This is a genomic window from Streptomyces sp. NPDC059564 (assembly GCF_042735575.1).
In the GTDB taxonomy this organism is placed as follows: domain Bacteria; phylum Actinomycetota; class Actinomycetes; order Streptomycetales; family Streptomycetaceae; genus Streptomyces.
Window position 1 is genome coordinate 1 of the sequence record NZ_JBHWBP010000668.1, and the last position, 1,645, is coordinate 1,645.

General features: G+C 73.8%; 2 protein-coding genes and 1 pseudogene. All 3 read left to right on the forward strand.

Going from position 1 to position 1,645, the window contains the following annotated elements:
- Positions 1-65: 65 nt before the first annotated feature.
- Positions 66-467: a class I SAM-dependent methyltransferase gene (locus ACFV0Q_RS41465; RefSeq protein ID WP_385013280.1), complete on the forward strand. Its 402-nt coding sequence runs from the start codon at positions 66-68 to the stop codon at positions 465-467.
- 123 nt (positions 468-590) lie between these two features.
- The gene (locus ACFV0Q_RS41470; RefSeq protein ID WP_385013281.1) at positions 591-1,034 is read left to right on the forward strand and encodes a hypothetical protein; all 444 of its coding nucleotides are present in this window, start codon (positions 591-593) and stop codon (positions 1,032-1,034) included.
- Positions 1,035-1,371: 337 nt separating this feature from the next.
- Positions 1,372-1,645, forward strand: a pseudogene (locus tag ACFV0Q_RS41475) (NAD-dependent protein deacetylase 1); the annotation flags it as partial.

The window sequence follows — 1,645 nt, forward strand, 5'->3', positions numbered from 1 at the left end:
GAGCACATGAGCGTGCAGCAGTACGACACGCTCGGTGAGGCGTTCGAGGGGGTCAAGTCCTGCCGATGATGCGCTACGAAGAGGTGCCGGGCTCCCTCGGCCTGGTCAGGGACGTGTGCGGCGAGTCGATCCTCGGCCTGACGTGCGGCACCGGGTTCTACAGCAGGCAGTTCAAGTGCCGCGGCGCCGCGAACGTCCTCGGTGTCGACATCTCGGTGGAGATGGTCACCGCCGCGCGGGACATCGAGCGGCGCTATCCGCTGGATGCGCGGTACGAGGTCGGTGACGTGGCCGAACTGCGCCCCCTCGACCGACGCTTCGACATCGTGCTCGGGGTGCAGTGCCTCAGCTACGCCCCGGGACCTCGCGTCGCTGGAGAAGTACGGGTTCCGCTGCGAGCCGACCGAAGGCACTGGCGGCGACGGCGGCCGGGCCGGCCGCCGTGGCGGTGGGCGCTCCGGTGGTGATCGCGGCGATGACCGCTTCCCGCGCCAGGCGGGAGACGGTGAGGTCCCGGCCGTACTCGGGGGTGGCGATGAGGGCGAGGGTGCACCGGGGTCGGCTACCGGGCCCTGGCCATGCCCTTCTTCATGGAGAACCTCCTCCACCAGGTGGAGGCGATCAGGACGACCGGTACGTTCTTCACGGCGAACACGGTCGACCGCCCGCTCCCGGCCGTCGCCACCCGCGACATCGCCGCGGCCGCCACCGGCCTGCTCCTCGACGACTCCTGGAGCGGCCGGGACACCGTACCGCTCATCGGCCCCGACGCCCTGGCTCCCGAGGGCATGGCCCAGGTCATGACCGAGGTCCTCGGGCGGCCGGTCTGCGCCCGGCAGGTGAACCTCGACGCCTACCGGTCGACGATGACGCGGTACGGAACGAGTGGCGCCTGGGTCCGGGGCCTGGCGGACATGGCCGCCGCGCAGAACGACGGCACCTACGACGCCTGGCACACGGCCCCGGGGCCCACCGCGCCCACCGGCTTCCGCCAGTGGTGCCACGACGTCCTGAGGCCCGCCGTCGGGGCCTGAAACCCGCCACCGGGCGGTGGCCGCGCCCCGTTCAGCCCGCGGACGCCCAGCGGCCCGTGATGAGGGCCGCCCGTTCCGAGAGGGCCGGGTCCGGGCCGGCCAGGAGGCGTACCACCCCGTCCGGGTGGGGGTGCCGAGGGCCGGGTACGGCGCGAGGGCCACTCCCCCAGCGGCGGCCACCAGGCCCTGGACGACCTCGTAGTCGGCAGCGGGTGCCCCGCTCCGCGAGGTCGCGCACCTCCAGCTCGGCGTCGCGCAGCCGTTCCAGGGCGGCCAGGTGGTTCTCCTGATCCGCGGACCCGGTGCCGGTGTCCCGTCCGGTGCGTACCCTGGCGGCATGCGTACGCGCCCCACCCTGAGCTGGACGCCCACCGGGGACCTGCCGCCCGGCAGCACCGATCCGGAGCCGGTCGCCGACGCACTGCGCGACGGCGGTGTGCTGGTGCTCAGCGGGGCGGGCCTGTCCACGGAGTCCGGCATCCCCGACTACCGCGGCAAGGGCGGGAGCCTGAGCCGGCACACCCCGATGACCTACCAGGAGTTCACCGCCGACGAAGGGGCCCGCCGCCGGTACTGGGCGCGCAGTCACCTCGGCTGGCGCACGTTCGGCC